The 24,244-nt window shown below is 68.3% G+C and carries 20 protein-coding genes and 1 tRNA gene; 15 read left to right on the top strand and 6 right to left on the bottom strand.

The genetic code is table 11. From position 1 onward, the window contains the following. Positions 1 to 5 precede the first annotated feature (5 nt). The gene (locus HNR01_RS03805) at positions 6 to 1,001 is read left to right on the top strand and encodes an alpha/beta fold hydrolase (RefSeq protein WP_183666703.1); all 996 of its coding nucleotides are present in this window, start codon (positions 6 to 8) and stop codon (positions 999 to 1,001) included. Here HNR01_RS03805 and pyk read toward each other — a convergent pair. After that, positions 998 to 2,434: a pyruvate kinase gene (gene pyk, locus HNR01_RS03800; RefSeq protein ID WP_017486018.1), complete on the bottom strand. Its 1,437-nt coding sequence runs from the start codon at positions 2,432 to 2,434 to the stop codon at positions 998 to 1,000. The two genes, HNR01_RS03805 and pyk, sit on opposite strands and share 4 nt — an antisense overlap. A gap of 374 nt (positions 2,435 to 2,808) precedes the next feature. On the opposite strand from pyk, the gene HNR01_RS03795 reads away from it, so the two are divergent. Further along, complete coding sequence (locus HNR01_RS03795) at positions 2,809 to 3,666, top strand: outer membrane protein (protein ID WP_183666701.1); 858 nt, start codon at positions 2,809 to 2,811, stop codon at positions 3,664 to 3,666. Positions 3,667 to 3,961: 295 nt separating this feature from the next. Here the strand turns inward: HNR01_RS03795 and HNR01_RS03790 are convergent, their stop codons facing one another. Together HNR01_RS03790 and HNR01_RS03785 are read right to left on the bottom strand one after the other, a co-directional pair. Further along, positions 3,962 to 4,450, bottom strand: a complete 489-nt coding sequence (locus tag HNR01_RS03790; protein ID WP_051061655.1) for a DUF1036 domain-containing protein — start codon at positions 4,448 to 4,450, stop codon at positions 3,962 to 3,964. Beyond that, a complete protein-coding gene (locus HNR01_RS03785; protein ID WP_183666699.1) occupies positions 4,416 to 5,729 on the bottom strand; it encodes a glycerate kinase type-2 family protein in 1,314 nt (437 codons plus the stop codon). The genes HNR01_RS03790 and HNR01_RS03785 overlap by 35 nt, the downstream gene beginning before the upstream one ends. Positions 5,730 to 5,923: 194 nt before the next feature. On the opposite strand from HNR01_RS03785, the gene HNR01_RS03780 reads away from it, so the two are divergent. The 3 genes from HNR01_RS03780 to HNR01_RS03770 all read left to right on the top strand — a co-directional run bounded on the left by HNR01_RS03780 (position 5,924) and on the right by HNR01_RS03770 (position 7,448). Next, positions 5,924 to 6,697 carry an N-formylglutamate amidohydrolase gene (locus HNR01_RS03780; RefSeq protein WP_026105749.1) on the top strand — a complete coding sequence of 258 codons (774 nt, stop codon included), beginning with the start codon at positions 5,924 to 5,926 and terminating at the stop codon, positions 6,695 to 6,697. A 57-nt stretch (positions 6,698 to 6,754) separates the two neighbouring features. Continuing rightward, positions 6,755 to 7,075: a DUF1244 domain-containing protein gene (locus HNR01_RS03775; RefSeq protein WP_183666697.1), complete on the top strand. Its 321-nt coding sequence runs from the start codon at positions 6,755 to 6,757 to the stop codon at positions 7,073 to 7,075. Between the two features lie 106 nt (positions 7,076 to 7,181). Beyond that, on the top strand, positions 7,182 to 7,448 hold the full coding sequence (locus tag HNR01_RS03770) for a DUF2312 domain-containing protein (protein WP_003601858.1): 267 nt from the start codon (positions 7,182 to 7,184) through the stop codon (positions 7,446 to 7,448). Positions 7,449 to 7,661: 213 nt separating this feature from the next. On the opposite strand, the gene HNR01_RS03765 is transcribed toward HNR01_RS03770, so the two are convergent. The 3 genes from HNR01_RS03765 to HNR01_RS03755 form a co-directional block, all read right to left on the bottom strand. Further along, positions 7,662 to 9,149 (bottom strand): peptidoglycan L,D-endopeptidase MepK, encoded by a 1,488-nt coding sequence (locus HNR01_RS03765; protein WP_183666695.1) that lies wholly within the window; start codon positions 9,147 to 9,149, stop codon positions 7,662 to 7,664. 224 nt (positions 9,150 to 9,373) lie between these two features. Then, on the bottom strand, positions 9,374 to 11,326 hold the full coding sequence (locus HNR01_RS03760; protein WP_026105751.1) for a L,D-transpeptidase family protein: 1,953 nt from the start codon (positions 11,324 to 11,326) through the stop codon (positions 9,374 to 9,376). 161 nt (positions 11,327 to 11,487) lie between these two features. After that, complete coding sequence (locus HNR01_RS03755; protein ID WP_183666693.1) at positions 11,488 to 12,978, bottom strand: sigma-54-dependent transcriptional regulator; 1,491 nt, start codon at positions 12,976 to 12,978, stop codon at positions 11,488 to 11,490. 316 nt (positions 12,979 to 13,294) lie between these two features. On the opposite strand from HNR01_RS03755, the gene HNR01_RS03750 reads away from it, so the two are divergent. The 10 genes from HNR01_RS03750 to HNR01_RS03705 all read left to right on the top strand — a co-directional run bounded on the left by HNR01_RS03750 (position 13,295) and on the right by HNR01_RS03705 (position 24,199). After that, entirely contained in the window at positions 13,295 to 15,175 is a 1,881-nt protein-coding gene (locus tag HNR01_RS03750) for a M3 family oligoendopeptidase (protein ID WP_183666691.1), read from the top strand. 223 nt (positions 15,176 to 15,398) lie between these two features. Further along, the gene (locus tag HNR01_RS03745) at positions 15,399 to 16,769 is read left to right on the top strand and encodes an ABC1 kinase family protein (RefSeq protein WP_183666689.1); all 1,371 of its coding nucleotides are present in this window, start codon (positions 15,399 to 15,401) and stop codon (positions 16,767 to 16,769) included. A gap of 113 nt (positions 16,770 to 16,882) precedes the next feature. Further along, positions 16,883 to 17,176: an aa3-type cytochrome c oxidase subunit IV gene (locus HNR01_RS03740; protein WP_017486029.1), complete on the top strand. Its 294-nt coding sequence runs from the start codon at positions 16,883 to 16,885 to the stop codon at positions 17,174 to 17,176. A gap of 111 nt (positions 17,177 to 17,287) precedes the next feature. Further along, positions 17,288 to 18,427 carry a Re/Si-specific NAD(P)(+) transhydrogenase subunit alpha gene (locus tag HNR01_RS03735; protein ID WP_026105753.1) on the top strand — a complete coding sequence of 380 codons (1,140 nt, stop codon included), beginning with the start codon at positions 17,288 to 17,290 and terminating at the stop codon, positions 18,425 to 18,427. A gap of 21 nt (positions 18,428 to 18,448) precedes the next feature. After that, positions 18,449 to 18,901, top strand: coding sequence for a proton-translocating transhydrogenase family protein (locus HNR01_RS03730; RefSeq protein ID WP_012454758.1), 453 nt, complete (start codon positions 18,449 to 18,451; stop codon positions 18,899 to 18,901). A 4-nt stretch (positions 18,902 to 18,905) separates the two neighbouring features. After that, positions 18,906 to 20,306 (top strand): NAD(P)(+) transhydrogenase (Re/Si-specific) subunit beta, encoded by a 1,401-nt coding sequence (locus HNR01_RS03725; protein ID WP_017486031.1) that lies wholly within the window; start codon positions 18,906 to 18,908, stop codon positions 20,304 to 20,306. A 114-nt stretch (positions 20,307 to 20,420) separates the two neighbouring features. Next, entirely contained in the window at positions 20,421 to 22,244 is a 1,824-nt protein-coding gene (gene recJ, locus HNR01_RS03720) for a single-stranded-DNA-specific exonuclease RecJ (protein ID WP_183666903.1), read from the top strand. A gap of 89 nt (positions 22,245 to 22,333) precedes the next feature. Beyond that, a tRNA-Tyr gene (locus HNR01_RS03715) sits at positions 22,334 to 22,417 on the top strand. A 291-nt stretch (positions 22,418 to 22,708) separates the two neighbouring features. Then, positions 22,709 to 23,443 (top strand): Crp/Fnr family transcriptional regulator, encoded by a 735-nt coding sequence (locus tag HNR01_RS03710; protein ID WP_017486033.1) that lies wholly within the window; start codon positions 22,709 to 22,711, stop codon positions 23,441 to 23,443. Between the two features lie 51 nt (positions 23,444 to 23,494). Next, complete coding sequence (locus tag HNR01_RS03705; RefSeq protein WP_183666687.1) at positions 23,495 to 24,199, top strand: sensor histidine kinase; 705 nt, start codon at positions 23,495 to 23,497, stop codon at positions 24,197 to 24,199. Positions 24,200 to 24,244 lie beyond the last annotated feature (45 nt).

Below are 24,244 nucleotides of genomic sequence, written 5' to 3'. Positions count from 1 at the left end.
GCGTCGTGAGCCTTGCCGATGCCCTGCGCTTCGCCGTCGGCCTCGCTGCGGCGGCGATCGCCCTCGTCGCACTGGTTCTCGCCTGCGCGGCCGTCGCGACACGGTTGATCGCCTGGCGAGTCGAAGCTCGCTATCCGGGCGCCGACCGACGCGTCGCGATCGATGGCGGACGTATCGCCTATCTCGAGGATGGAGGCGGAAAGGATGCGCGGGCGACGATCGTGCTGCTCCACGGCGCCTCGGCGAACGCCTACGACCCGATGGAGGGCGTCGGCCGCCGTCTCGCGCGGGCGGGCTTCCGCGTCATCGCCTTCGACCGGCCGGGATATGGCAACAGCGACCGAATCGGTGGCGCGGATGCCGCCTCGCCGGCCTTTCAGGGCCGGGCCCTAGGCCAAGCTCTCGACAAGCTCGGGACCGGGCCGGTGATCCTGCTGGGCCATTCGTGGTCGGGGGCTCTCGCGCTGCGGATGGCCCTCGACCGGCCGGAACAGGTGGCGGGACTCGTTCTCGTGGCGCCCGTGGCGATGCCGTTTCCGCCGCGACCGCTGCCCTGGTGGGCGGAGATCGCCCTGACGCCATCCGTGACGTGGCTGCTGACCCGCACCCTCGCCGTGCCGCTTGGGCTGTACTACCTGCCCTCGGTCTCGGTCAGCGTCTTCCGCCCGGAACGGGCGGTCGAGAACTATGTCGAGGCGAGCCGCGCGCCGCTAATCCTCCGGCCCGGCCCCGCGCTTGCCAACATCCAGGATCTCGCCGGCCTGCCGGCCGCTCTCGCCGAGCAGGCGCCGCGCTACGAAACCATCGGCGTCCCGAGCGTCATCGTCGCCGGTGAGGCCGACCCCGTCGTCCGAACGAACTTGCAGGCGGATCCCCTGAGCCGGGCGATGCCGCATGCCCGGCAGGTCGTGCTGCCGGGCGCCGGACACATGGTGACCTATACCGCCCCCGACCGGCTCGTGCGCGAAGTCGAGGCCCTGGCGGAGGCGGTGAGGCGCTAGGCCCGCTCGGCGTGCTCGCGGGTGACGAAGGCGATGCGCACCATGTTCGTCGCGCCCGGGATTCCGAACGGCACGCCCGCTACCACGATGACCCGGTCGCCGATCTCGGCGAAGCGCTCGCGCACCGCGAACTTCGCCGCGCGGAACGCCATGTCGTCCACGTCGCTGGCATCCTTGGTGACGATCGGGTGCACGCCCCAGGCCATGGTGAGGCGCCGCGCCGTCTCGCGCTTCGGTGTCAGGGCAATGACGCTGGCGTTCGGCCGCGCGCGCGCCAAACGCAACACCGTCGAGCCGGAATGGGTCCAGGCCATGATCGAGCGCAGGCCGAGGGCCTCGACGATCTGGTGCGCCGCGGCGGCGATGGCATCGGAGGCGGTCGGCTCGGGCTCGGAGCGCTGTGCCATCAGGATCGACCAGTAGAGCGCGTCGCGCTCCACCTGCTCGGCGATCCGGCTCATGGTGGCGATCGCCTCGACCGGAAACTGGCCGGCAGCGCTCTCGGCCGAGAGCATGACCGCATCCGCGCCCTCGTACACGGCGGTGGCCACGTCCGACACCTCGGCGCGGGTCGGCACCGGCGCGGTGATCATCGATTCGAGCATCTGCGTCGCGACGACGACCGGCTTGCCGAGTCGGCGCGCACCGCGGGTGATCCGCTTCTGCACACCCGGCACCTGTTCGAGCGGCATCTCGACGCCGAGGTCGCCGCGGGCGACCATGATCCCGTCGGAGATCTCGATGATCTCGTCGAGGCGCGAGAGCGCCTGCGGCTTCTCGATCTTCGCCATCACCTGGGCGCGGCCGGCGGCAACCTTCTTCACCTCGGCCACGTCCTCCGGCCGCTGCACGAAGGAGACGGCGATCCAATCGGCCCCGGCGGCCAACCCCGCTTCGAGATCGCCCCGATCCTTCTCGGTCATCGCCGGCAGCGGCAGGACCGTGTGGGGCAGCGAGACGCCCTTGCGGTTGGAAATACGGCCGCCGACTTCGACGCGGGTGACGGCACGGCCCTCGCTGACCTCGGTGACGACGAGTCGGAGCTTGCCGTCATCGATCAGAATTCCGTGATTCGGCTCGATCGCCTCGAGGATCTCGGGATGAGGGAGATAGACGCGGTCGGCATTGCCCGGCGTCGGATCCGAATCGAGAACGAAGGTCTGACCGTTCTCTAGTTCGGCCGCGTCGCCGACGAAGGTGCCGAGCCGCAGCTTCGGTCCCTGGAGATCCACGAGGATGCCGATCGGGCGCTTGGCTTCGCGCTCGATGGTACGGATCACCTCGATCCGCTCGGGGAGCTTCTCACGAGCCAAATGGCTCATATTGATGCGGAACACGTCCGCACCGGCGTGGAACAGCTTCTCGATCATTTCCGGCGTATCGGATGCCGGGCCGAGGGTGGCGACGATCTTGGTGCGGCGCGAGCGCTTCAATGGAGCCTCCAACACCCGCTGGACCCGCTGGTCGCGGACATCGCGCGCGGGAACGGTCCGGCAAATGCGCGGCACCTTATGAGATGGTGCCGTTGGCCGGACGGGGGCTTGCGGGCCAGAAGCATCCCTCAGCCCCGAAGGTCAAGGCCGCACCACGAACCTGTGTCATGAATTTTCGGACGGAGGGAACCTCTGCTGCGAAAGCTCGTTCGTTTGGCCTTTTAACTTCGCGGTACTTGCAGGTTTAACATTTCGTGAACGCAACTGGAGCGGCATCCAGGCCGCGTGTTGCTGGAAAGTCATAGGCAGCTTGACCGCAACGCTGCTAGCTTGAGCGTCGAAATCAGCACATCCAGAAAAAGGCGATTCCTCCCGTGATCAGAGCTCTCCTCCTGGGCAGCGCCGCAGCGCTCGCGACCACCGCGGCCCTCGCCGCCGACCTGCCCCGCCGTGAGGCTCCGCCGGTCGCCTTCGCCCCGGTCCCGGTCTTCACCTGGACCGGCTTCTACGCCGGCCTGCACACCGGCTACGCCTTCACCGACAACCCGAACATCCAGACCCGCGGCAACGACCCCTTCACCGGCGCCAACGTCGCGCTCGGCCGCCGGGCCGCCTCCATCAAGAGCGAGGTCGACGGCTTCTCCCGCATCGGCGGCGGCTTCGGCTACAACGTTCAGTTCACCCCCGGCTCCGGCTTCGTGGCGGGCGTCGCCTTCGACGCGACCTGGCTCGACCTCGACAAGCGGACCGGTTTCTACGGCACGCCGAACCCGGTGGTCGGCAATGCCAGCGTCTACACGCAGGACCTCGACTTCCTCGGCACCGTCAACGGCAAGCTCGGCTACGCCTTCGATCGGTTCTTCGTCTACGGCACCGGCGGTCTGGCGTTCGGCCACGTCAGCTACGGCGCCGACTTCTACAACCCGGGCGCCACCCTGCTGCAGTACACCGGTGGCGGTCGCAAGATCTTCGAGACCGGCTACAACTACGGCGGCGGCATCGAGTACGCGATCCCGGCCGACAGCTTCCTGACCTACTTCTCCCTCGGCCGCTACCTCGGCATCAAGTCCGACGTCACGATCAAGGCGGAGTACATCCGCTACGACCTCGGCAGCCGCAACGTTCTGGTCGGTTCGGTTCCGGGTGGTCCGGGCGGCTCCTACACCTCGCGCTTCTCGACCGAGGGCAGCCTGATCCGCGCCGGCTTCAACTACAAGTTCGGCGGCCTCTGAGCCCTGCTTCCATCGCTGTTCGGGTATGGCGGGCGCCCCACGGGGCGCCCGCTCTCGTTTGCGGGACAGAGATCCCGGCCGGAGCTAAGGAACGCGTTCGGCCATGCAGTCCCGCTCAGCCGCGCGGCAGGGGACACGAGCGCACGGCGTCTTCATCCGGAAACGGAGGCGGGCGGCTCCGCCCTGTCGACCTAACAGCCGTGGGCTCGCGGGCAGTGCATGCTCCGGCGTGGCGTGCGCCGATGGGGAGCCATGGTGATCGCGGCCGCTCCGACTCAGCCGGCCGGCAACCGCCTCACGGTCCGCCGGCGAGCGGCTGCCCGGGATCGGAGAGCTGGATCGTCCAGTTCCGCTGCTGACCCGTGTCGACCTCAATGAAGCCGTTACGGTCAAAGCCGCGGGCGAGACAATCCTCGACACCTCGGATCGTGAAGGCCGTGTCGCGGGTACACATCATGGCCCGACCGCTCCACTCGCCGCCGCGCGAGTAATCGACGGCATAGATGTAGTAGAACTGCGCCGCCAGCGACCCCCGAAGCAGGGTCTCGCAGTTGCGCGGCTTCAACTCCCACCAGCCTTCCGTCACCCAACCCTGCGCATCGCGGTAGCCCAGCGTCACGCCGACCTTGCTGGCGGTCTGGTTGCACAGGCGCAGGTCGGCGAGGGCGGGGAAGGGGAGGGTGGCGAGACCCGCCGCGACGCCAAAGCCCAGGAGCACCCGCCGGGCGCGACGGACCTTGGATCGGGCTTCAGCCCACGAGGATGACGCGGCAATCGTTGACATTGGTACGGGTGGGGCCCGGCTGAACGAGATCGCCGATTGTCGCGAAGAATCGCGTCGAATCATTGTCCGTCAGCATCGCCCGCGGATCGAGTCCGGCGGCCCGCGCCCGCGCCAGCGTCGTCTCGTCGACGAGACCGCCCGCCGGATCGGTCGCCGCGCCGCGCCCGCCATCGGTGCCATCGGTATCGGCGGCGATTCCGGCAATGCCTTCGGCACCGTCGAGAGCGAGGGCGAGGGCCAGCGCGTATTCCTGGTTCGGCCCGCCGTCACCCTCGCCGCGGATGGTGACGGTGAGTTCACCGCCCGAGATCAGCGCCACGCGCCGGCCGGCCTGCTTCGCCTCCCGTGCGAGGCGCGCATGTTCGGCGGCGACCTCGCGCGCCTCGCCTTCGAGGTCCGAGCCCAGCATCACCGGCTCGTAACCCGCGCGGCGGGCGGCCGCGGCCGCGGCCTCCAGCGCATCGATCGGGCGGGCGATGATGCGGTACTCGGCCCTGGCGAAGGCCGGATCGCCCGCCTTTGGCGTCTCATTGGCCGGGTCGTTCAGAAGGGCCAAAGCCGATCCGGGCAGGCTGATGCCGCGCCGTTCGCAGATCGCCCTGGCATCGGCCAGCGTCGAGGGGTCCGGCACGGTCGGGCCGGAGGCGATCACCGACGGATCGTCGTGCGGCACGTCCGAGATCGCCAGTGTCAGGATCGACTTGGCGTTGCGTGCGGCGACCGCGAGGCGGCCGCCCTTGATGCGCGAGAGATGCTTGCGCACGGCGTTGATCTCGTTGATCGGCGCACCCGAGCGCAGCAATGCCTTGGTGATCGCCTGCTTTTCCGCCAGCGTCAGGTTGCCGGCCGGGGCGATCCAGTTCGCGGAGCCGCCGCCGGAGAGCAGCACCAGAACCTCGTCCTCCTGGCCGGCACTCGCGGCGATGGCAAGCGCTTCCTTTGTGGCTTCGATGCCTGCCGCATCAGGGACCGGGTGACCCGCCTCGACCATGCGGATGCCCGGCGCGTCCTCCCCGTAACCGTGACGCGCCACCGCGAGGCCGACAATGCGATCCTCCGGCACGCCGTGCTCCTGGCGATAGAACCGGCTCGCTACCGCAGCCATGCTGCCGCCGGCCTTGCCCGCGCCGAGGATGATCAGCCGTCCCGGCGTCGGCGCCGGCAGATGCCCGACGAGGCACTTGCGCGGGTGCGCGGCCGCGATCGCCTCGTCGAGTATCGACGAGAGGAGGGCACGACGCTCCGCGTTGGCCGGATCGGTCGGGGCAGGGGCGGTCATGGGCGTCCTCGCACGGTTCTTGTTTGAGCGTTTGCTTGCCCGAGCGCTGCCGTGTCGGCAAGCCTTCGCGGTTTCACAAAACTTTCGGGCGGCGGAGCATTCTTTTTGACCGTACGGCCAACGATCCGCCTCGCGGACCTGCCATACCGGGTTCGCCCCTTCCGATCCGGCCGCCCCGGCCCAAATATCCGCTCATGCTGTCCGTCGAACCCGAGACTCAAACCCTTCCCGAACATCCTGTGGAACGTATCGCGGGCGATCCGTCCCGCGGCCTCCTTCTCGTGTGCGAGCACGCCTCGAACGCCGTACCGGACGATCTCGCTCGGCTCGGCGTTCCGGAGCCGGAATTTGCCCGCCACATCGCCTACGACATCGGCGCCGCCGGGGTGACCCGCCGCCTCGCCGCCCGGCTCGGCGTGCCGGCAGTCCTGACCCGGTTCTCGCGTCTCATCATCGACCCGAACCGCGGACGGCTCGATCCGACCCTCGTGATGCGCCTGTCCGACGGCGCGATCGTGCCGGGCAACGCCCGTATCGATGCGGCCGGCGTCGCCGAGCGGATCCGGCGCTTCTACGTGCCCTTCGACCGCGCCGTGGACGAGGCGGTTGCCGGGGCCGAGGCGGCCGGCGTGCGGCCGATGTTCGTCACGATGCACAGTTTCACGCCGTTCTGGCGCACGATCGCCCGGCCCTGGCAGGTCGGAATCCTCTACGACCGGGACGCAGGCTTGAGTCGCCTGATCATCGAGGCGCTCAAGGCCGATCCGGCGGGGCTCTGCGTCGGAGACAACCAGCCTTACGGCGGCGGGCTGCCGGGCGACACGATCGATCGGCACGCCACCGCCCGCGGCCTGCCCAACGCCCTGATCGAAATTCGCCAGGATCTCATCGGCGGTCCGGAAGGCCAGGAGGAATGGGCGCAACGCTTCGCCCGCATCCTCGGACCGATGCTGCGCCCGCCCGCTTGACGCCACCGCTCTGCGGGACGACCTCTGCGGCACCCCATCGACTTGGAGAGCCGCCCCATGACCAACCCCATGAACGGAATCGACCCCGCGACGCGGACCGAGCTGGAGGCGGCCGTGTTCCGCCGCCTCGTCTCGCATCTGCGCAACCGCACCGACGTGCAGAACATCGACCTGATGAATCTGGCCGGCTTCTGCCGCAACTGCCTGTCGAACTGGCTCAAGGATGCCGCGGACGAGCGCGGCCTCGATCTCTCGAAGGATCAGAGCCGCGAGCACGTCTACGGCATGCCCTACGAGGACTGGAAGCGGAAGCACCAGACCGAGGCCAGCCCCGATCAGCAGGCCCGGTTCGCCGCCGTCCCGCCCGCCGGTCACTGAACGGCCGGCGCGGCATCAACGAGCGGGTAAGGTTGATGCCGTAATCCCGGGGCATCCGGCGTGCGCCCTCGGACGCACGCTATCCCTCGCATGAAGGAGCGCTGCCATGGCCGCATCGCCTGCCCCCGCCGTCGATCCGTCCTCGGTCGCCGCCGACCAGCTCAAGAGCATCATCGAGCGCATCGAGCGCCTCGAAGAAGAAAAGGCCGGCATCGCGGGCGACATCAAGGACGTCTACGCCGAAGCCAAAGCCAACGGGTTCGACGTGAAGGTGTTGCGCAAGATCATCTCCCTGCGCAAGCGTGATCACGACGAGCGCCAGGAGGAAGAGGCGATCCTCGAACTGTACCTGCAGGCTCTCGGGATGGCGTAGCGCTCCGCCGTCATCGCGGAGTGGAGCGAAGCGATCCAGCGCGACGATCTATCGGGACAATGCGACGCCCTGGATCGCTCGCCCACACTTGTCGCCACCCCGCCCGAGGCGGGTTGGGCTCGGGTCTCAAGGCAGTCAGGCACCGCGCGATCGGGTGCTTCTCAAGACCAATGAGCGCGGCGGCTCGTCGAGCGGCCCTGAGAGTTCCAGGCGTCAGCGGGTGAGAGCCGGTCCGCCGGTGACGGAGCCGGTGAAGCGGGCAGCCGAGAGCGACCAAGGTTCGGTGGAGAAGCGGCTCTCGAGAGGCTCGGACGGAATGTGCAGCGCCTCCGCGGGCAACGCCTCATCGGGGCGCGGACGAGCCAGCGCCACGCGGACGGGAGCCGTCGCGGCCGCGGGCTCCGAAACGCCCTGAACCGCGGCGAAGAGCAGGCCGCGCATTTGCTCGCGCGGATCGGCATCGGCCGGCACCAGACGCGCCTCGGACACGCTGGACTCCGTCGGATCGGAGGCGGTATCGACCTCCGCCTGCGCCACATGCACCATGCCGCTCAAGCCTTCGCCGTCGAGGGAGGCGAGCCGCACCGGACGCTGCGGCGGAAGCGGAATAGTCAGAGCCGTAGCGACGACGGCGAACTCTGCGGGCCGCCGCGGTGGCAGCGGTGCGACGACCGACTGGTCCTTCTCTCCCGTCAGCAGCTCCTTCGCCGAGGCACCGTCCCGGCGCAAGCCGGCCGCAGGCAGGACATCGGAAGCGTTCGATGCGGCGTAGGCCATGGCCGCAGCCCCATCGGCCGGGTCGGCGCTCGCGACGACGATGTTCGACTTGGCCCGCGCCTTGGCCGGCGTCTGCGCATTGGCGAGCGCGGCCGGCGGCGCGTCCGTCCCGCTGCCGCCACCGAAGAGCGAGGCGAAGAAGCCCTTGAGGCCGGGCCCGTCGTCGATCTCGTCGGCGCTGGCGACCGCCGTGTAGCCGAGCACCGTGCCGCCGCGCGCCAGAATCTCGGCGCGCGCCTCCTCGTAGCGGGCCAGCGGCTTGCCATCGGCGGGCAGATGGACGGTCTTGCCGTCCGGAAACAGCCGCGCGAGCTGGTCGTGGCTCATGCGCGGCCATGACCGCACTGAGCCGACATCGAGGTGGACGAAAGGCGAGCCGGAACGGGGATACCAGCCGACGCCGCCGCGCTGCATGCGCATGCCGACCGCGCGGATCTGGTCGATCGAGGCATCGGTCATGAAGAAATCCATGGCCTTGCCGAGCATGTGCTGGCTGGTCTCGGCGACGCCGGAGGAGCGTCGGCGCAGCATGCCGTTGGTCTTCGAGCTGCGATAGCCGCAGACGATGCGCAGAGGAGCAGTCGAGCCGACGGAGCGCTGCGCCTCCCACACCACGTCGAACAGGCGCGGGTCCATCCTGATCGATTCGTTCTCGCGCCAGTCGCGCATCAGCCAGTTGATCTGATCGAGGGCGGCCCGGTCGTAGCGTCCGTCGCGTTTGAAGGTGACGTTCAGCGTCTCACCGGTGTGCTGGTGGACCATCGAGAGGGTGCGGGTGTCGCCGTTGGCGATCGCGTCCTGGGTTTCAGCCGTCCCGGCCACCAGCAGCGCAGCCATGGCGCCGGCGGCGGAAGCGAGACGCTTCAGGCGCGGGGAGGATGTCGTCCGGTTCGAAGGCAGGCGGTCGCGGATCGTGCGCAGCATGGTCCTTACCTCGCGGGACGGCCGCGACATCGGCGATGTCGCGGGGCGCAAGGATGGCCGAGGACCGGAAAGGCGGGTCGTCGGGGCCCGTGCTGCTTGCCGTCTTCTGTGACGGCTACGGACGAACCGTGGCAAAAAAGAGCCTCGCAAGGGCTTCGCCGCCCGCTGTCCCGCCGAGGATGACGCCGCTGCCGACCAGAACGGGAAACGGTGCGGGGTTGGCCCTACCAGAAGCTGCGCTGCGGATAGGCGTAGACCTGGCCGCCGTCCGGCTCACCGAACATGTCCGGCGCCCGACGCGGCGCGGCACGGCGCTCGCTGCGTGCCGCCTCGCGCGCCGCGGCCCGACGTGAGGCCGGGCGGGCATCGGCGGCCTTCGGCTTCGTGGCCGCGGGCCCCTTCGCCACAGCGTCCGAGCGGGCGGCGAGGCCGAGAGCCACCTTCATCGGACCGTCGTAGCCGTAGAGGTCGGACAGGGTGCGGTAGGAGCCGAGAGAGTCCACCTCCGCGGTGAAGTAGGCGAGATGCACCGGCAGCTTCTCGGGCAGGCGCAGCGTCCGCTCCCCCTTGCCGATCAGCTTCTTCAGGCGCTCCTGCGTCCAGCTCGGGAGCACCGCGTCGGCGAAGCGGAACGGATCGTCCACGCGCACGCAGCCATGGCTGAAGGCGCGGGTCGAGGCCGAGAACAGCGAGCGGTTCGGCGTGTCGTGCAGATAGACCGCGTGCTGATTGGGGAACATGAACTTGATGAAGCCCAATGCATTCCGCTCGCCCGGCGGCTGACGCAGCGAGATCGTGCCGCCCCTGCGCACGACCTCGAAACCGGCGGTGCGGCCGGAGGCGAGCATCTGCTTGAGGATCGAGGGCGGCACGTACCAGGACGGATTGACGACGGCATACTCCATCATGCCCGAGAAGATCGGGGTCGGGCTCGTCGGCTTTCCGACGATGACACGCGTCTCGTCCCGCAGGCTGCCGCCGCGGAAGACCTTCAGCTTGAACTCCGGCACGTTGACGAAGACGTAGTCCGGTCCGAGTTCGGACGGCAGCCAGCGCCAGCGCTCCATGTTGACGAGGATGTCGGCTTCGCTCGCGCTCGCCTTCGGGACGCTCGGATTGGCGAGCGCCGCGACGGTGGCGCGGGTGAGCGTGCCGTTCGCGGGCAAGCCGCGGCTGCGCTGGAAGTCCTTCACCGCATCGGCGACCGCGCGGTCGTAGGCGTCGGCCTCCGCGGGCGCGGCGTCGAGGGAGCCCGCGCGCGCTTCGAGGCCGAAGCGGCTGCGCAGGAGCGGCACGCGCGGATCGCTCATCCCGAGCTTGAGGACGGGTCCATCGGGAAGCTTGACGCTCGGCGCGCCTTGCGTCCGTCCGACCCTCAGGGCGGCGAGCCGCTCCTTCAGGGCGAGGTAGCCCGGTTGCCGCGGATTGTAGGATTGCAGAACCTCGCCGGCCTGCGTGCCCGCCGCGGCGAGGCGAGTCAGCACCGCATCGGCCGATGGCAGGTCGAGGCTCGGGGTGATCAGCTTCGAGATCGCGGCCGGGTTCACCCGCCCGCCGCGTGCGTCGCGGGCATAGAGGGCGAACGAGGCCGAGAGTTTGAGGTCGGCGTCGGCGATCTCCGCATCCGTGTCCGGACGGCTGAGCTTGCCCACCGCCGGCACAGGATAGGCATTCGGGTCGAGGCCGTCCTCGCCCGCCGCACGCAGGCGCGCGATCGCCGCGTTGGCGGCGGCATTGAAGGCGCCCTTCTCGACCCAGATCGGCTTGAAGTTGCCGAGCGCGTAGACAGACTGGATCGCCTCACGATCCTTGCCGGTCAGCCGCTGCAGCAGCGGTGCCGAATCGTTGAGGCGCGCATAGACCGCCGCCGGAAGCGGCTCGCTCGGTGCGACCGGAATCGGCGGCCCCTCGGCAGTCGGGGCAGGGGCGGGTGACTCGGACGAAGCGGGGGCCTCGGAGGGGGCGGGCGCCTCGGCGGCCGGGGGCGTCGCCTCGTTCGGGTTCGGGGATACGGCCGCTCCGTCCGCGGGATCGACCGCCGCCTTGCGGATGACGATCCCGCTTTCGGCGGCGGGCTCTTCCGCACGAGCGGCGGCGTGGCCGAATGCGAGGAGAGCGGCCAAGGCGACGGACAGGGTCCGCGCCACGCCCGTTCCGGCTCCCGATGCAGCGCGCATGTCGGCAACTCCCTGGATACGGCCGAGAATGCCGCAGCTCCGCTTAAAGATCATCGACCCAGGCTCGACCGTGCGCAACCACACGGCCATGCCTTAAAGCCAAGCCTGACCTTGAGATCGAACAGCCGAGCCTTGGCGGCTGTTCCCTTCGGTCCCCAGATTCAGGCGGCGTCCTCGGACCGCTCTTCCTCGTCGAGGCCGAGTTCCTTGAGCTTGCGGTAGAGCGTGGATCGGCCAATTCCGAGGCGGCGGGAGACCTCGGACATTCGGCCGCGGTAGAATTGGAGAGCGAAGCGGATCACCTCCGCCTCGACCGCCTCCATCGTCTTCATGTCGCCGGTGTCCTCGACCACGAGCGACATTGCGTGCGGATCACGCACTTCGACGCGCACGATCTCCCGCACCGGCTCGAGGCCGCCCGCAGGCAGGGCCGCCTGCGACGGCAGCGGCGGGATGCGCACGTCGAAGCCCTCGACCTGCGCGGCGATCTGCGGGAATTCCGCCACCGTCAGTTCGTCGCCGTCGGCGAGCACCACAGCGCGGAAGAGCGCGTTCTCCAACTGGCGCACGTTGCCGGGCCAGGGGTAGCGGGAGAGCAGAGCCATCGCCTCCGCCGTGATGCCGCGCAGGCGCTTGCCTTCCTCCGCCGCGAATCGCGCGCAGAACGAGCGCACCAGATCCGGAATGTCCTCGCGCCGGGCCCGCAGCGGCGGCAGCGTCATCGGGAAGACGTTGAGCCGATAATAGAGATCCTCGCGGAAATTGCCCTGTTTAACCAGGTCGAGGAGCGAGCGGTTTGTCGCCGAGATGAGGCGGATGTCGACGCGCACGGCGCGCTTGCCGCCCACCGGATCGACCTCGCCTTCCTGCAACGCCCGCAGGAGCTTCACCTGCGCATCGAGCGGCAGCTCGCCGATCTCGTCCAGGAACAGCGTGCCGCCCGACGCCTCGACGAATTTGCCGACATGCTTCTCGGTGGCGCCGGTGAAGGCACCCTTCTCGTGGCCGAACAGAGTGGATTCGACGAGGTTCTCGGGAATCGCGCCGCAGTTCACGGTGACGAAGGGCTTGCCGCGCCGGTCACCCGACCCCTGGATCGCCCGGGCCAGCACCTCCTTGCCGACGCCCGACTCGCCCTCGATCAGAACGGGGATGTTCGACTTCGCCGCTCGCTCCGCCAACCGGATCACCCGCTCCATGTCCGGGCTCTTGGAGGCGAGATCCTTGAATCCCAAGGCCCCGGAGGCGCGGCGGCGCATGCGGCGCACCTCCTCCTCGAGCTGGTCGACCCGTAGAGCGTTCTTGATCGAGACTTGGAGCCGCTCGGCACCGGCCGGCTTGACCACGAAATCGACGGCGCCCGCGCGCATGGCGTTCACCACCGTGTCGATCGACCCGTTCGAGGTCTGCACGATGACCGGCGTGTCGATCCCGCTTTTGCGCATCTCCGCCAGCACGCTCAATCCGTCCATGCCGCCGGGCATGACGAGATCGAGCAGCACGACATCGACGCTTTCCCCGCCCCGCAGGACAGCGAGTCCGTCGTGACCGTTCTCCGCGACCCGGGCCTCGAAACCGAGGCGGCGTACCATGGCCTCGGCGAGGCGGCGCTGAACGGGATCGTCGTCGATGATGAGAACGGTGGTCGACATGCGGGGCGCCTCGCTTTCCGTTCGAACCGGCCGCGAGCCGACGCAGCCTCCGTGGAGAGAGCGGCGGGCACATGGCGGCGGCTGTTTCGTTTCGAGGCACAGGGTCGCCCAAGAGCGTAAAGCCCCGCTTAACGACGCTCGAATTTTGCCCCGTCCGGCCGTTCGGCCGCCGTTGCGCCCGATCCCCGGGCGCCGCAGCGCCTGGGATTGCAGGGCGCGGTTGATCGAAGGCGCCTCGCGCTCGATATCTGACCCCGGCCGCGCCGGCGCATAGCATGCCAACCCGCGGTCCAACGCGTCGAGGAAACATCACATCATGTCGAGCCGAGCCGTCTTCGCTGCCCTATCCCCGGATCTGTTGAGGGGGACTGAGGAACTTGCGGCCGTGCGCGGCGCGCTGCAGGCGGCCGATCTCGGCACGCTGCCCGAATGGGACCTCACCGATCTCTATTCCGGCATGGACGACCCCGTTTTCCGTAACGACCTCGAACGGGCCGAAGCCGAGAGCAGAGACTTTGCCGAGCGTTATGCCGGCCGGATCGCCGAGATTGCCGCCGGACCGGACGCGTCTTCGGCTCTCGGCGAGGCGGTGCGGGCCTACGAGCGGATCGAGGATCTGATGGGACGGCTGATGTCCTATGCCGGCCTCGTCTATTCCGGCGACACCACCGACGAGACCCGTGCCAAGTTCTACGGCGACACCCGAGAGCGGCTGACCACCGCCTCGGGCGACCTGCTGTTCTTCGGCCTGGAGCTGAACCGCGTCGAGGACGGCGTGCTCGACGCGGCGATGGCCGACGGTCCGCTCGCGCATTACCGCCCCTGGATCGAGGATCTGCGCCGGGAGAAGCCGTACCAACTCGACGACCGCACGGAGAAGCTGTTCCTCGACAAGTCGGTCACTTCGAGCGCCGCCTGGGACCGGCTCTTCAACGAGACCATCGCCTCACTGCGTTTCCCGGTGCAGGGCGAGCGCCTGACGTTGGAGCCGACCCTGAACAAGCTTCAGGATCCGGACGGCGCCGTGCGCAAGGAGGCTGCGCTCGCGCTCGGCGACACGCTACGGGCAAACCTGCGCATCTTCACGCTGATCACCAACACCCTGGCCAAGGACAAGGAGATCTCCGACCGCTGGCGCGGCTTCAAGGACGTGGCCGATGCCCGCCATCTCTCGAATCGTGTCGAGCCCGAGGTCGTCGCGGCGATGGTCGAGGCCGTGCGCGCGGCCTATCCGCGCCTGTCGCACCGCTATTACCGGCTGAAGGCCAAGTGGTTCGGTGTCGAGGCGCTGCCCTATTGGGACCGCAATGCGCCGCTGCCGAAGGTCGAGCAGCGCACGATCCCCTGGGCGCAGGCCCGCGACACGGTGCTGGAGGCCTACAACGCCTTCTCGCCGGACATGGCCGGCATCGCCAGAAAGTTCTTCGACGGCGGCTGGATCGACGCGCCGACCCGGCCCGGCAAGGCGCCCGGCGCCTTCGCGCACCCGACCGTGCCTTCGGCCCACCCGTACGTTCTGGTGAATTACCAGGGCAAACCGCGGGACGTGATGACGCTGGCGCACGAACTCGGCCACGGCGTCCATCAGGTGCTCGCAGCGCCCAATGGCGCGCTGATGGCACCGACGCCGCTCACGCTCGCCGAGACCGCAAGCGTGTTCGGCGAGATGCTGACCTTCCGCCGGCTGCTGAGCCAGACCACCGACCCGATCCAGCGCCGCGCCATGCTGGCGGCCAAAGTCGAGGACATGATCAATACGGTGGTGCGCCAGATCGCGTTCTACTCGTTCGAGCGGAAGGTCCACCTTGCCCGCGCCGGAGGCGAGCTGACGGCGGAGCAGATCAACGAGCTCTGGATGTCGGTGCAGTCGGAGAGCCTCGGCCCGGCGATCACCCTCGACAAGGGCTACGAGCCGTTCTGGGCCTACATCCCGCACTTCATCCACTCGCCGTTCTACGTCTACGCCTACGCCTTCGGCGACTGCCTCGTGAACTCGCTCTACGGCGTCTACGCCCGCGCCGAGTCCGGCTTCGTCGAGCGCTACTTCGCCCTGCTCTCCGCCGGCGGCTCGAAGCCCTACGGCGAACTGCTCAAGCCGTTCGGGCTCGATGCCAGCGATCCGGGCTTCTGGCAGATCGGTCTCGGGATGATCGAAGGGATGATCGCCGAGCTGGAGGCGATGGAAGACAAGGCATAGCGCTTCTGCCTCCCGACGAAAGTCTCGCTCCGTCCCTGATCTCGTGACAGGGGCGAAGCGAGACGATCACCCCGAAACCGAAATCGGGCCATAAGGATCGAACTCGCATCGCAAGGCGTGGCTCACGTGGGGTGTCCCCGCGGCGCGCCGTCCCAGCGCACTGGGCGTGGGGCACCGGCCTGCCTATCTCGGCACGAGTCCCGATAGGAATCGATCCGCGTCCATGGCCGAGACCGACCGCGAAGCCAACCGCTTCACCGCCCGCGCGAGCCGTTACGCCAGCGTCGGCGCCAATGTCGGGGGCGTAGCCGCGCGGATGGCGGCGGCGCGCCTATTCGGCGGCAAGGATGGCGCCAGCCTGAACAACGCCGCGGCTCTCGCGCAGGCGCTGGGCGGCCTCAAGGGCCCAATCATGAAGGTGGCGCAGCTCCTCGCCACCGTGCCCGACCTGCTGCCGCCGGAATACGCGGCGGAACTTCAGAAGCTCCAGGCCGACGCGCCGCCGATGGGCGCGGCCTTCGTCAAGCGCCGGATGATGGCCGAACTCGGTGCCGACTGGCAGAACAGATTCGGCCACTTCGACCTCAAACCGGCGGCCGCCGCCTCGCTGGGGCAGGTCCACCGCGCCGAATCGCTCGACGGCGCGCCTCTCGCCTGCAAGCTCCAGTATCCCGATATGCAATCCGCCGTGGAGGCCGACCTCAAGCAGCTTCAGGTCGTCTTCGCCCTGCACCGGCGGATGAATTCCTGGCTCGACACCTCGGAGATCGCCAAGGAGATCGGCGCGCGGGTGCGGGAGGAGCTGGATTACGGCCGTGAGGCGAAGCACGCCGCGCTCTACGGCAGCGTGCTCAAGGACATCGACTCGGTGCGGGTGCCGACGGTGCATCCCGACCTCTCGACGAAGCGGTTGCTCACCCTCGGCTGGCTCGACGGCGAGCGAATTCTAAATTTCGCCGACGCACCGCTCGAGATTCGCAACCGCATCGCCCAGGCGATGTTCAGGGCGTGGTGGCACCCGTTCAGCCGCGCCGCTGTCATCCACGGCGACCCGCATCTGGGCAACTACACCGTCTTCTCGGACGGCGGTGAGGCGCAGGGGATCAACCTGCTCGATTACGGCTGCGTCCGGATCTTCCACCCCCGCTTCGTCGGCGGCGTCGTCGACCTCTATCGCGGATTGCTGGAGAACGATCGAGATCGCGTCGTCCACGCCTACGAGGTCTGGGGATTCAAGCAGCTCGACCGGGAGACCGTCGAAATCCTCAACATCTGGGCCCGCTTCATCTACGGCCCGCTGCTGGAAGACCGCACCCGCACCGTTGCGGACGGTGTCGAGCCGGGGGCCTATGGACGGCGGGAAGCCTTCTCGGTCCACCAGGCGCTGAAGGAGCGGGGACCGGTCACGGTTCCACAGGAGTTCGTCTTCATGGACCGGGCGGCGGTGGGACTCGGCGCCGTATTCCTCCACCTGCGCTCCGAGCTGAACTACCATCGGCTGTTCGAGGCCGAAATCGAGCGCTTCTCCCTGGAGTCGCTTGCCGAACGTCAGGGAACTGCCCTGGCAGAGGCCGGTCTGCCGCTCCCGGCGTGAAAAAGCCGGCTCACGACATGCCAGCCTGACCGTCAAGCTGATTGCGAGCGGGTAAGCCTTGCGCTAAATCCGCGCGTGACAAGCAAAACGACATCAGGGAACGGGCGCGCAAAATGGCGGACACCAAGACCCTCACCGGCCTGAGCTACAGCCCGGCGATGGACGAGAAGACCCACGAGCAGACCTACCGGGGCTTTGTCCGCTTCGTCGAGATTGGCACCGTTACGGTTCTGTGCTGGGTCGTAGCCCTCGCCATCGGCGGCGTGCACGAGGCGTGGGTGACCGCGATCATCGGCGTGCTGGTCTCCTGGGCCGCTGCGGCCGCCGGCGCTTTCGTTCCGGCCATCGGCTGGAAGGCTCAAGCCTTCGTCCTCGCCGCACTCCTCGCGATCCTTTTCTTGAGCTGAGGATCGATTCTTTCGGGCCGGCCCATCGGGTCGGCCCTTTCCAAATCTGAACTTCCAAGAAGGCTCGGATACCGGCACGCCGAAGGGCGGCTGTAAGAACGGGAGCAACTGATGCGTATTGCCGTCTTGACGGAGACGGACCCGATAGAACCACGGGTCGCGGCCGTCCCAGAAACGGTCAAGAAGTACATTGGTCTGGGCAGCGAGGTCGTCGTGCAATCGGGGGCCGGCGCCAAGGCCGGCGTTCCCGATGCCGAGTACGAGGCCGCGGGCGCCAAGATCGCCGGAAGCGCCGAGGAGGCCCTCTCCGGTGCCGATCTCGTTCTCAAGGTCCGCCGTCCCAACGCGGACGAACTGGGCAAGATCCAGAAGGGTGCCACGGTCGTCGCGATCATGGACCCCTACGGCCATGAGGATGAGCTGAAGGCCGCGGCCGAGGCCGGCGTGAACACCTTCGCCATGGAGCTGATGCCCCGCATCACCCGCGCGCAGGTGATGGACGTCCTCTCCTCCCAGGCCAACCTCGCGGGCTATCGCGCCGTCGTCGATGGTGCTGCCGAGTACGGCCGCTCCCTGCCGATGATGATGACCGCCGCCGGCACCGTTCCGGCCGCTCGCATCTTCATCATGGGTGTCGGCGTCGCCGGCCTCCAGGCCATCGCCACCGCCCGCCGCATGGGCGCCGTGGTGACCGCCACCGACGTCCGCCCGGCGACGAAGGAGCAAGTCGAATCGCTCGGCGCCAAGTTCGTCGCCGTCGAGGACGACGAGTTCAAGCAGGCCGAGACCTCCGGCGGCTACGCCAAGGAGATGTCGGCCGAGTACCAGAAGAAGCAGGCGGAGCTGGTCAAGGGCCACATCGCCAAGCAGGACATCGTCATCACCACGGCCCTGATCCCGGGTCGGCCGGCGCCGAAGCTGGTCTCCGAGGAGATGGTCGCCTCGATGAAGCCGGGCTCGGTGCTCGTCGACCTCGCGGTCGAGCGCGGCGGCAACGTCGCGGGTGCGAAGGCGGGTGAGATCGTCACCGTCGGCAACGGCGTGAAGATCGTCGGCCACGTCAACGTGCCGGGCCGCCTCGCGGCGACCGCTTCGAGCCTCTACGCCCGCAACCTCTACGCCTTCGTCGAGACGATGGTCGACAAGGAAGCGAAGGCGCTGGCGGTGAACTGGGACGACGAGCTCGTCAAGGCCACCAACCTCACCCGCGACGGTCAGGTGGTCCATCCCAACTTTCAGCCCAAAGCCTGATCGGTCGCGGAGGATCTCATCATGGCAACCCCCCTTCCGCCCGTCTCGCCTGCTGATCAGGCCAACGCTGCCGCCGCCGCCGCACGCGCCGCGGCCGACATCGCCCAGCAGAACGCCGCCCACGCCCAGTCGATCGCCGACGCGCTCGGCCACGGCGTCGCGGCCGCCACCCACGGCGCGGTCGATCCGACCGTGTTCCGCCTCGCGATCTTCGTGCTCGCGATCTTCGTCGGCTATTACGTCGTGTGGTCGGTGACGCCGGCGCTACACACGCCGCTCATGTCCGTCACCAACGCGATCTCCTCCGTCATCATCGTCGGCGCGCTGCTCGCCGTCGGCGTCCCGCTGATCGAGAAGGGCACCGGCTGGGCCCGCTTCTTCGGCTTCATCGGTATCGTCCTCGCCTCCGTGAACATCTTCGGCGGCTTCCTCGTCACGCAGCGCATGCTCGGCATGTACAAGAAGAAGGCCTGAGGCGATGTCGGAAAACGTCTCTTCCCTTCTCTACATCGTCTCCGGCGTCCTGTTCATCATGGCGCTGCGGGGGCTCTCGCACCCGACGACCGCTCGTCAGGGCAACCTCTACGGCATGGTGGGCATGGGGCTCGCCATCCTCACCACGCTGGTCGGCCATCCGCCGTCCGGGTTCGGCGCCTGGATCCTCGTTCTCCTCGGCCTCGCCATCGGCGGCGGCGCAGGTGCGGTGATCGCCAAGCGCGTGCCGATGACGGCGATGCCGCAGCTCGTCGCCGCCTTCCACTCGCTGGTCGGCCTCGCGGCGGTCGCGGTGGCGGCCGGTGCGCTCTACGCGCCCCAGGCCTTCGGCATCCTCGAGAACGGCCACTTCCACAAGCAGTCGCTGTTCGAGATGGGTCTCGGCGTGGCGATCGGCGCGATCACCTTCACCGGCTCGGTCATCGCCTTCGCCAAGCTCGACGGTCGCATGTCGGGCAAGCCGATCATGCTGCCGCAGCGTCACCTCATCAACGCGCTACTCGCCGCCGGCCTCGTGCTGCTGATCGCCTTCTTCATCGGCACCGAATCGAAGCTGCTGTTCTGGCTGATCGTGATCGTGTCGCTGGTCCTGGGTGGCCTGATCATCATCCCGATCGGCGGCGCCGACATGCCCGTCGTCGTGTCGATGCTCAACTCCTACTCGGGTTGGGCGGCGGCCGGCATCGGCTTCACCCTGGGCAACCTCGCGCTCATCATCACCGGCTCCCTGGTCGGCTCGTCGGGTGCGATCCTGTCCTACATCATGTGCCACGCGATGAACCGGTCGTTCATCTCGGTGATCCTCGGCGGCTTCGGCGGTGATTCCGCCGCGGCGGCCGGTGGCGGCCAGGTCGAGACGCGCCCCGTGAAGCAGGGCTCGCCGGACGACGCGGCCTACATCATGAAGAACGCCGAGAAGGTCATCATCGTCCCCGGCTACGGCATGGCGGTCGCCCAGGCTCAGCACAGCTTGCGCGAGATGGCCGATCTGCTGAAGAAGGAAGGCGTCGACGTGAAGTACGCCATCCACCCGGTGGCGGGCCGCATGCCGGGGCACATGAACGTGCTGCTGGCGGAAGCCAACGTGCCCTACGACGAGGTGTTCGAGCTGGAGGACATCAACGGCGAGTTCCCGCAGGCCGACGTGGCCTTCGTGATCGGCGCCAACGACGTCACCAACCCGGCCGCCAAGACCGACAAGGCCTCGCCGATCTACGGCATGCCGATCCTCGACGTGGAGAAGGCCAAGACGGTCCTCTTCATCAAGCGCGGCATGGGCTCGGGCTATGCCGGCGTCGAGAACGAGGTGTTCTTCCGCGACAACACGATGATGCTGTTCGGAGACGCCAAGAAGGTCGTCGACAACATCCTCAAGAACCTCTGATCGGCCGCAAGGCTGCGAAGGGCGGGGCGGGCGAGCAATCGTCCGCCCCGCTGTCGTTTGCGGGGCGCAGTTTTTGCCGGCCGAAGCGGCTATGATCGCCGCGTGTCTGCCGCCATGCCCCTCGCTTCATCCCTCGCTTCCCGTCTCGACGCGTCACGCCCGTTCCTCGACGTGGCTGCCTCGGTCCTCGGGCGGCCATGGCGCGAGCGCTGCGGCGACCCGGGCCAGCAGGCCCTCGCGACGACGATGACCCAGGCCTACGGCCTTCCGGACCTGCTCGCCCGCGTGCTCGTCGGGCGCGGCGTGCAGCCGGCGGAGGCCGATGCCTACCTGTCACCGCGCCTGCGCGACCTGATGCCCGACCCTTGCGTCCTGGTGGACATGGAGGCGGCCGTCGATCGGCTCGCCCGCGCCGTGCGGGCTCGCGAGCCGGTGGCGATCTTCGGCGATTACGACGTGGACGGCGCATCGAGCGCGGCCCTGCTCGCCGAGTACCTGCGGGCGCTCGATGTGCCGGTGCGCATCCATATTCCCGACCGCATCACGGAGGGCTACGGCCCGAATGTCGCCGCGGTCACGACGCTGCGGGAGGAGGGGGCGGGCCTGCTGGTCTGCGTCGATTGCGGGACCGCCGGCCACGAGCCCCTCGCCGCCGCCGCAGCTTTGGGTCTCGACGTGATCGTGCTTGACCACCACGGCGCACCGGAGGCGTTGCCGACGACCCGCGCCCTGGTCAATCCGAACCGGCTCGACGACCTTTCCGGCCTTGGGCATCTCTGCGCCGCGGGCGTCGTGTTCATGACCTTGGTCGCGCTCGCTCGCCGATTGCGGGAAGAGGGCGTCTTCGCCTCCTCCGCGGAGCCGCGTCTCACCGATTTTCTCGATCTCGTCGCGCTCGCCACCGTCGCGGACGTCGTTCCGCTCACCGGGCTCAACCGCGCCTTCGTCGTCCAGGGACTCGCCGTCATGCGCGGGCGCGGACGGCCGGGTCTGGCCGCGCTGCTCGACGCGGCCGGACTGAACGAACCACCGGAGGCGTGGCATCTCGGCTTCCTCGTCGGGCCGCGCATCAATGCGGGCGGCCGCATCGGCGATGCCGGCCTCGGTGCGCGCCTGCTCACCACCGCCGATCCGCTGGAGGCGCGCCGCATCGCCGATGAACTCGACCGGCTCAATCGCGAGCGGCAGGCGATCGAGGCACAAGCCGTCGCGGAGGCCGAGGCGGAGATGGATGCGCGTCTCGCCCGTGATCCGGAGCGACCGGTGCTCATCGCCGCCTCGCGCGAATGGCATCCCGGAATCGTCGGCCTCGTCGCCGCACGACTCAAGGAGCGGTTCGGCCGGCCGGCCTTCGCCTTCGCGGTCAAGCCGGATGGAAGCGCCGTCGGTTCCGGCCGCTCCGTCGTCGGAGCGGATCTGGGAAGCGCCGTGCGCGGTGCGGTCGAGGCGGGCCTTGCGGTCAAAGGGGGCGGACACGCCATGGCGGCGGGGGTGACGCTCCCGCCCGGCGGTCTCGAGACCTTCGGCGAATGCCTGGCCCGCGACCTGACCGAGGCGGTCGGTCGGGCGCGGGCCGCCGAGGCGCTGCTGATCGATGGCACGGTGAGCGCGGGCGGCACGACCGCTGAACTGGTTCGCCTGATTCAGCGGGCGGGCCCCTTCGGACAAGGGGCGCCCGAGCCGGTGATGGCACTTCCCCGCCATCGCCTCGTCGATGCGGCAATCGTCGGTAACGGGCATGTTCGCGCGCGCCTCGTCAGCGGTGACGGGCAGGCTGTCGGCGCCATTGCCTTCCGCGTGGCCCAGGGCCCCCTGGGCCTCGCTCTGCTCGGCGGTATCGGTCGCACCTTCCATGTCGCCGGAACGCTCTCCTGCGACCGCTGGCGCGGTGCGGAGCGCGCTCAGGTCCGAATCTGCGACTTGGCACCCTGTGGATAGAAATCGGGCGAAACGGATCGGTTGACACCCGATCAGACCCTCACCATAAGGGCCTCGCCCGCCGCGATCGAAACGCGGTGACCCGGTTTGGGGGAATGTCCCGAGCGGCAAAGGGGGCGGACTGTAAATCCGCTGCGTAAGCTTCGTAGGTTCGAGTCCTACTTCCCCCACCAAACGCATCTCACGTCCGGCGACCGGCCGATCTTGCCGATCGATCCGGAACATGATCGACATGCGTTGACAGGAAATCATTGATCCTTTGACGGACTGAACCGACCTCGTCACAGCTGGCGGTTCCTTGCATTTCGCGCATGATGCCAAGGGTCTGGAACAGAAAAAGCCGCGTGATTCTGCCTGACAGGAATCTGTTCACAGGCCTCGGCATTCGGCCGCAAAACTAACCTGCGTTAGTTCAGCCCGCTTTTCCGGGCGCTAGGTTGGCTCGACTTGGCCAAGGAAACGCAGTGTCCAACCCGCTCGTCCGTAAGCTGGAAAACTTCGTGCGCCTGTCTCTCGAAGAGAAGCAGGCCTTGGAGAAGATCGCTCAGCCGACACGAAGACTGGGCGCGCGTGAAGATGTGATCCGTGATGGCGAGCGTCCTCGCCACGTCAACGTCGTCCTTGAAGGCTGGGCCTGCCGTTACAAGCAGCTCGAAGACGGTCGCCGACAGGTCATTTCGATCTTCCTTCCTGGCGATCTATGCGATCCGCACGTCTTCGTGCTGCGCAAGATGGATCATTCGCTCGGCACGCTGACCCCGGTGGTTCTCGCCGAAATTTCCGAGGCGGCCATCCGGGACGTCACGCTGCAATACCCGCGCATTGCAGAGGCGCTGTGGTGGGAAATGCTGGTGACGGCGGCCATCCAGCGCGAGTGGACTGTGAGCCTCGGCCAACGACTGGCGACGGAGCGGCTCGGGCATCTCTTCTGTGAGCTGTTTCTGCGGCTGCGCGCCGTCGGCATGACGAGCGAGACGAGTTGCGAGTTCCCCATCACGCAGGCCGATCTCGGCGATGCGATGGGCCTATCGACCGTTCACATCAACCGCACCCTCAAGGAGTTGCGGGCGGCCGGCCTGATCCGTCTGCGCGGGCGTCAGCTGACCATCCCCGACTTTCCGGCGCTTCAGGCCGCGTCGCTCTTCGATCCGTCTTACCTGCATTACGAACGGGATCCATCGGCAATCGACGACGATTGATGAACGGCTCTTAGCCGATACATCCTGTTGAGGTCAGCGAACGGCTAAGCCATGAACCAGGATCCGCAGGTCGCACGTATCGAAGAGTTGGAGGCCGAGAATCGGCGCCTGCGCCGCTTCCTCGACGAGACAGGCCTACCCGCCGAGCTGCGTCACAAGGTGCGCAACACCCTCTCGATGCTGCGGGCCATCATCCGCCGCTCGGCCGAGACGAGCGTGTCCCTCGAAACCTATGTTGCCCACCTCGACGGCCGGCTCGACGCGCTCGCCCGCGTCCTCAATGCCTTGATGCGCAGCGTGCCCGAGGGGATCGGTCTGCATTCCCTCGTCGCGGACGAGCTTCTCGTGCATCTCGCGCGCGAGGGCGAGCAGATCGCGATCTCGGGGCCGAGCCTTCGTTTCCGTCCCGGATCGGCCGAAGTCTTCGCCATGGCGGTTCACGAGCTGGCCGTGAACTCCGTCGAGCATGGTGCCCTGACCGTGCCGCAGGGACGCATCCACGTCACTTGGAGCCTTTCGCCGCCGACGGGGCAGTCGGGCTCTCAACCGCTACTGACCTTCATCTGGGAGGAAAGCGGCCTCGAAGATATCCCGCCGACACCGCCGCATCGCGGCTTCGGCTTCGAGGTCCTCGAACGCAGCCTGCGCTACGAGTTGAAGGCAGAGACCGACCTCGACTTCCGGCCGCAGGGGCTGCGCTGCACGATCAGCCTGCCGCTTCAGGCTCAGATCACCGTCGTGGACGACGAGGAGTAGCGCCGCCGGCTCGGCCCGGCCTGGGTCCGAGCCGAGCCCCTACAA

This window comes from Methylorubrum rhodesianum (genome assembly GCF_014199985.1).
Taxonomy (GTDB): domain Bacteria; phylum Pseudomonadota; class Alphaproteobacteria; order Rhizobiales; family Beijerinckiaceae; genus Methylobacterium; species Methylobacterium rhodesianum.
Note: the sequence above shows the minus strand (reverse complement) of the source record. Positions and strands in the feature narration are given on the sequence as shown.

What these genes read in the sequence shown, in the direction of transcription:
- HNR01_RS03790 (WP_051061655.1), bottom strand. Translation starts at nt 4,450, where the DNA reads ATGTCAACGATTGCCGCGTCATCCTCGTGGGCTGAAGCCCGATCCAAG.
- HNR01_RS03785 (WP_183666699.1), bottom strand. Translation starts at nt 5,729, where the DNA reads ATGACCGCCCCTGCCCCGACCGATCCGGCCAACGCGGAGCGTCGTGCC.
- HNR01_RS03780 (WP_026105749.1), top strand. Translation starts at nt 5,924, where the DNA reads ATGCTGTCCGTCGAACCCGAGACTCAAACCCTTCCCGAACATCCTGTG.
- HNR01_RS03775 (WP_183666697.1), top strand. Translation starts at nt 6,755, where the DNA reads ATGACCAACCCCATGAACGGAATCGACCCCGCGACGCGGACCGAGCTG.
- HNR01_RS03770 (WP_003601858.1), top strand. Translation starts at nt 7,182, where the DNA reads ATGGCCGCATCGCCTGCCCCCGCCGTCGATCCGTCCTCGGTCGCCGCC.
- HNR01_RS03765 (WP_183666695.1), bottom strand. Translation starts at nt 9,149, where the DNA reads ATGCTGCGCACGATCCGCGACCGCCTGCCTTCGAACCGGACGACATCC.
- HNR01_RS03760 (WP_026105751.1), bottom strand. Translation starts at nt 11,326, where the DNA reads ATGCGCGCTGCATCGGGAGCCGGAACGGGCGTGGCGCGGACCCTGTCC.
- HNR01_RS03755 (WP_183666693.1), bottom strand. Translation starts at nt 12,978, where the DNA reads ATGTCGACCACCGTTCTCATCATCGACGACGATCCCGTTCAGCGCCGC.
- HNR01_RS03750 (WP_183666691.1), top strand. Translation starts at nt 13,295, where the DNA reads ATGTCGAGCCGAGCCGTCTTCGCTGCCCTATCCCCGGATCTGTTGAGG.
- HNR01_RS03745 (WP_183666689.1), top strand. Translation starts at nt 15,399, where the DNA reads ATGGCCGAGACCGACCGCGAAGCCAACCGCTTCACCGCCCGCGCGAGC.
- HNR01_RS03740 (WP_017486029.1), top strand. Translation starts at nt 16,883, where the DNA reads ATGGCGGACACCAAGACCCTCACCGGCCTGAGCTACAGCCCGGCGATG.
- HNR01_RS03735 (WP_026105753.1), top strand. Translation starts at nt 17,288, where the DNA reads ATGCGTATTGCCGTCTTGACGGAGACGGACCCGATAGAACCACGGGTC.
- HNR01_RS03730 (WP_012454758.1), top strand. Translation starts at nt 18,449, where the DNA reads ATGGCAACCCCCCTTCCGCCCGTCTCGCCTGCTGATCAGGCCAACGCT.
- HNR01_RS03725 (WP_017486031.1), top strand. Translation starts at nt 18,906, where the DNA reads ATGTCGGAAAACGTCTCTTCCCTTCTCTACATCGTCTCCGGCGTCCTG.
- recJ (WP_183666903.1), top strand. Translation starts at nt 20,421, where the DNA reads ATGCCCCTCGCTTCATCCCTCGCTTCCCGTCTCGACGCGTCACGCCCG.
- HNR01_RS03705 (WP_183666687.1), top strand. Translation starts at nt 23,495, where the DNA reads ATGAACCAGGATCCGCAGGTCGCACGTATCGAAGAGTTGGAGGCCGAG.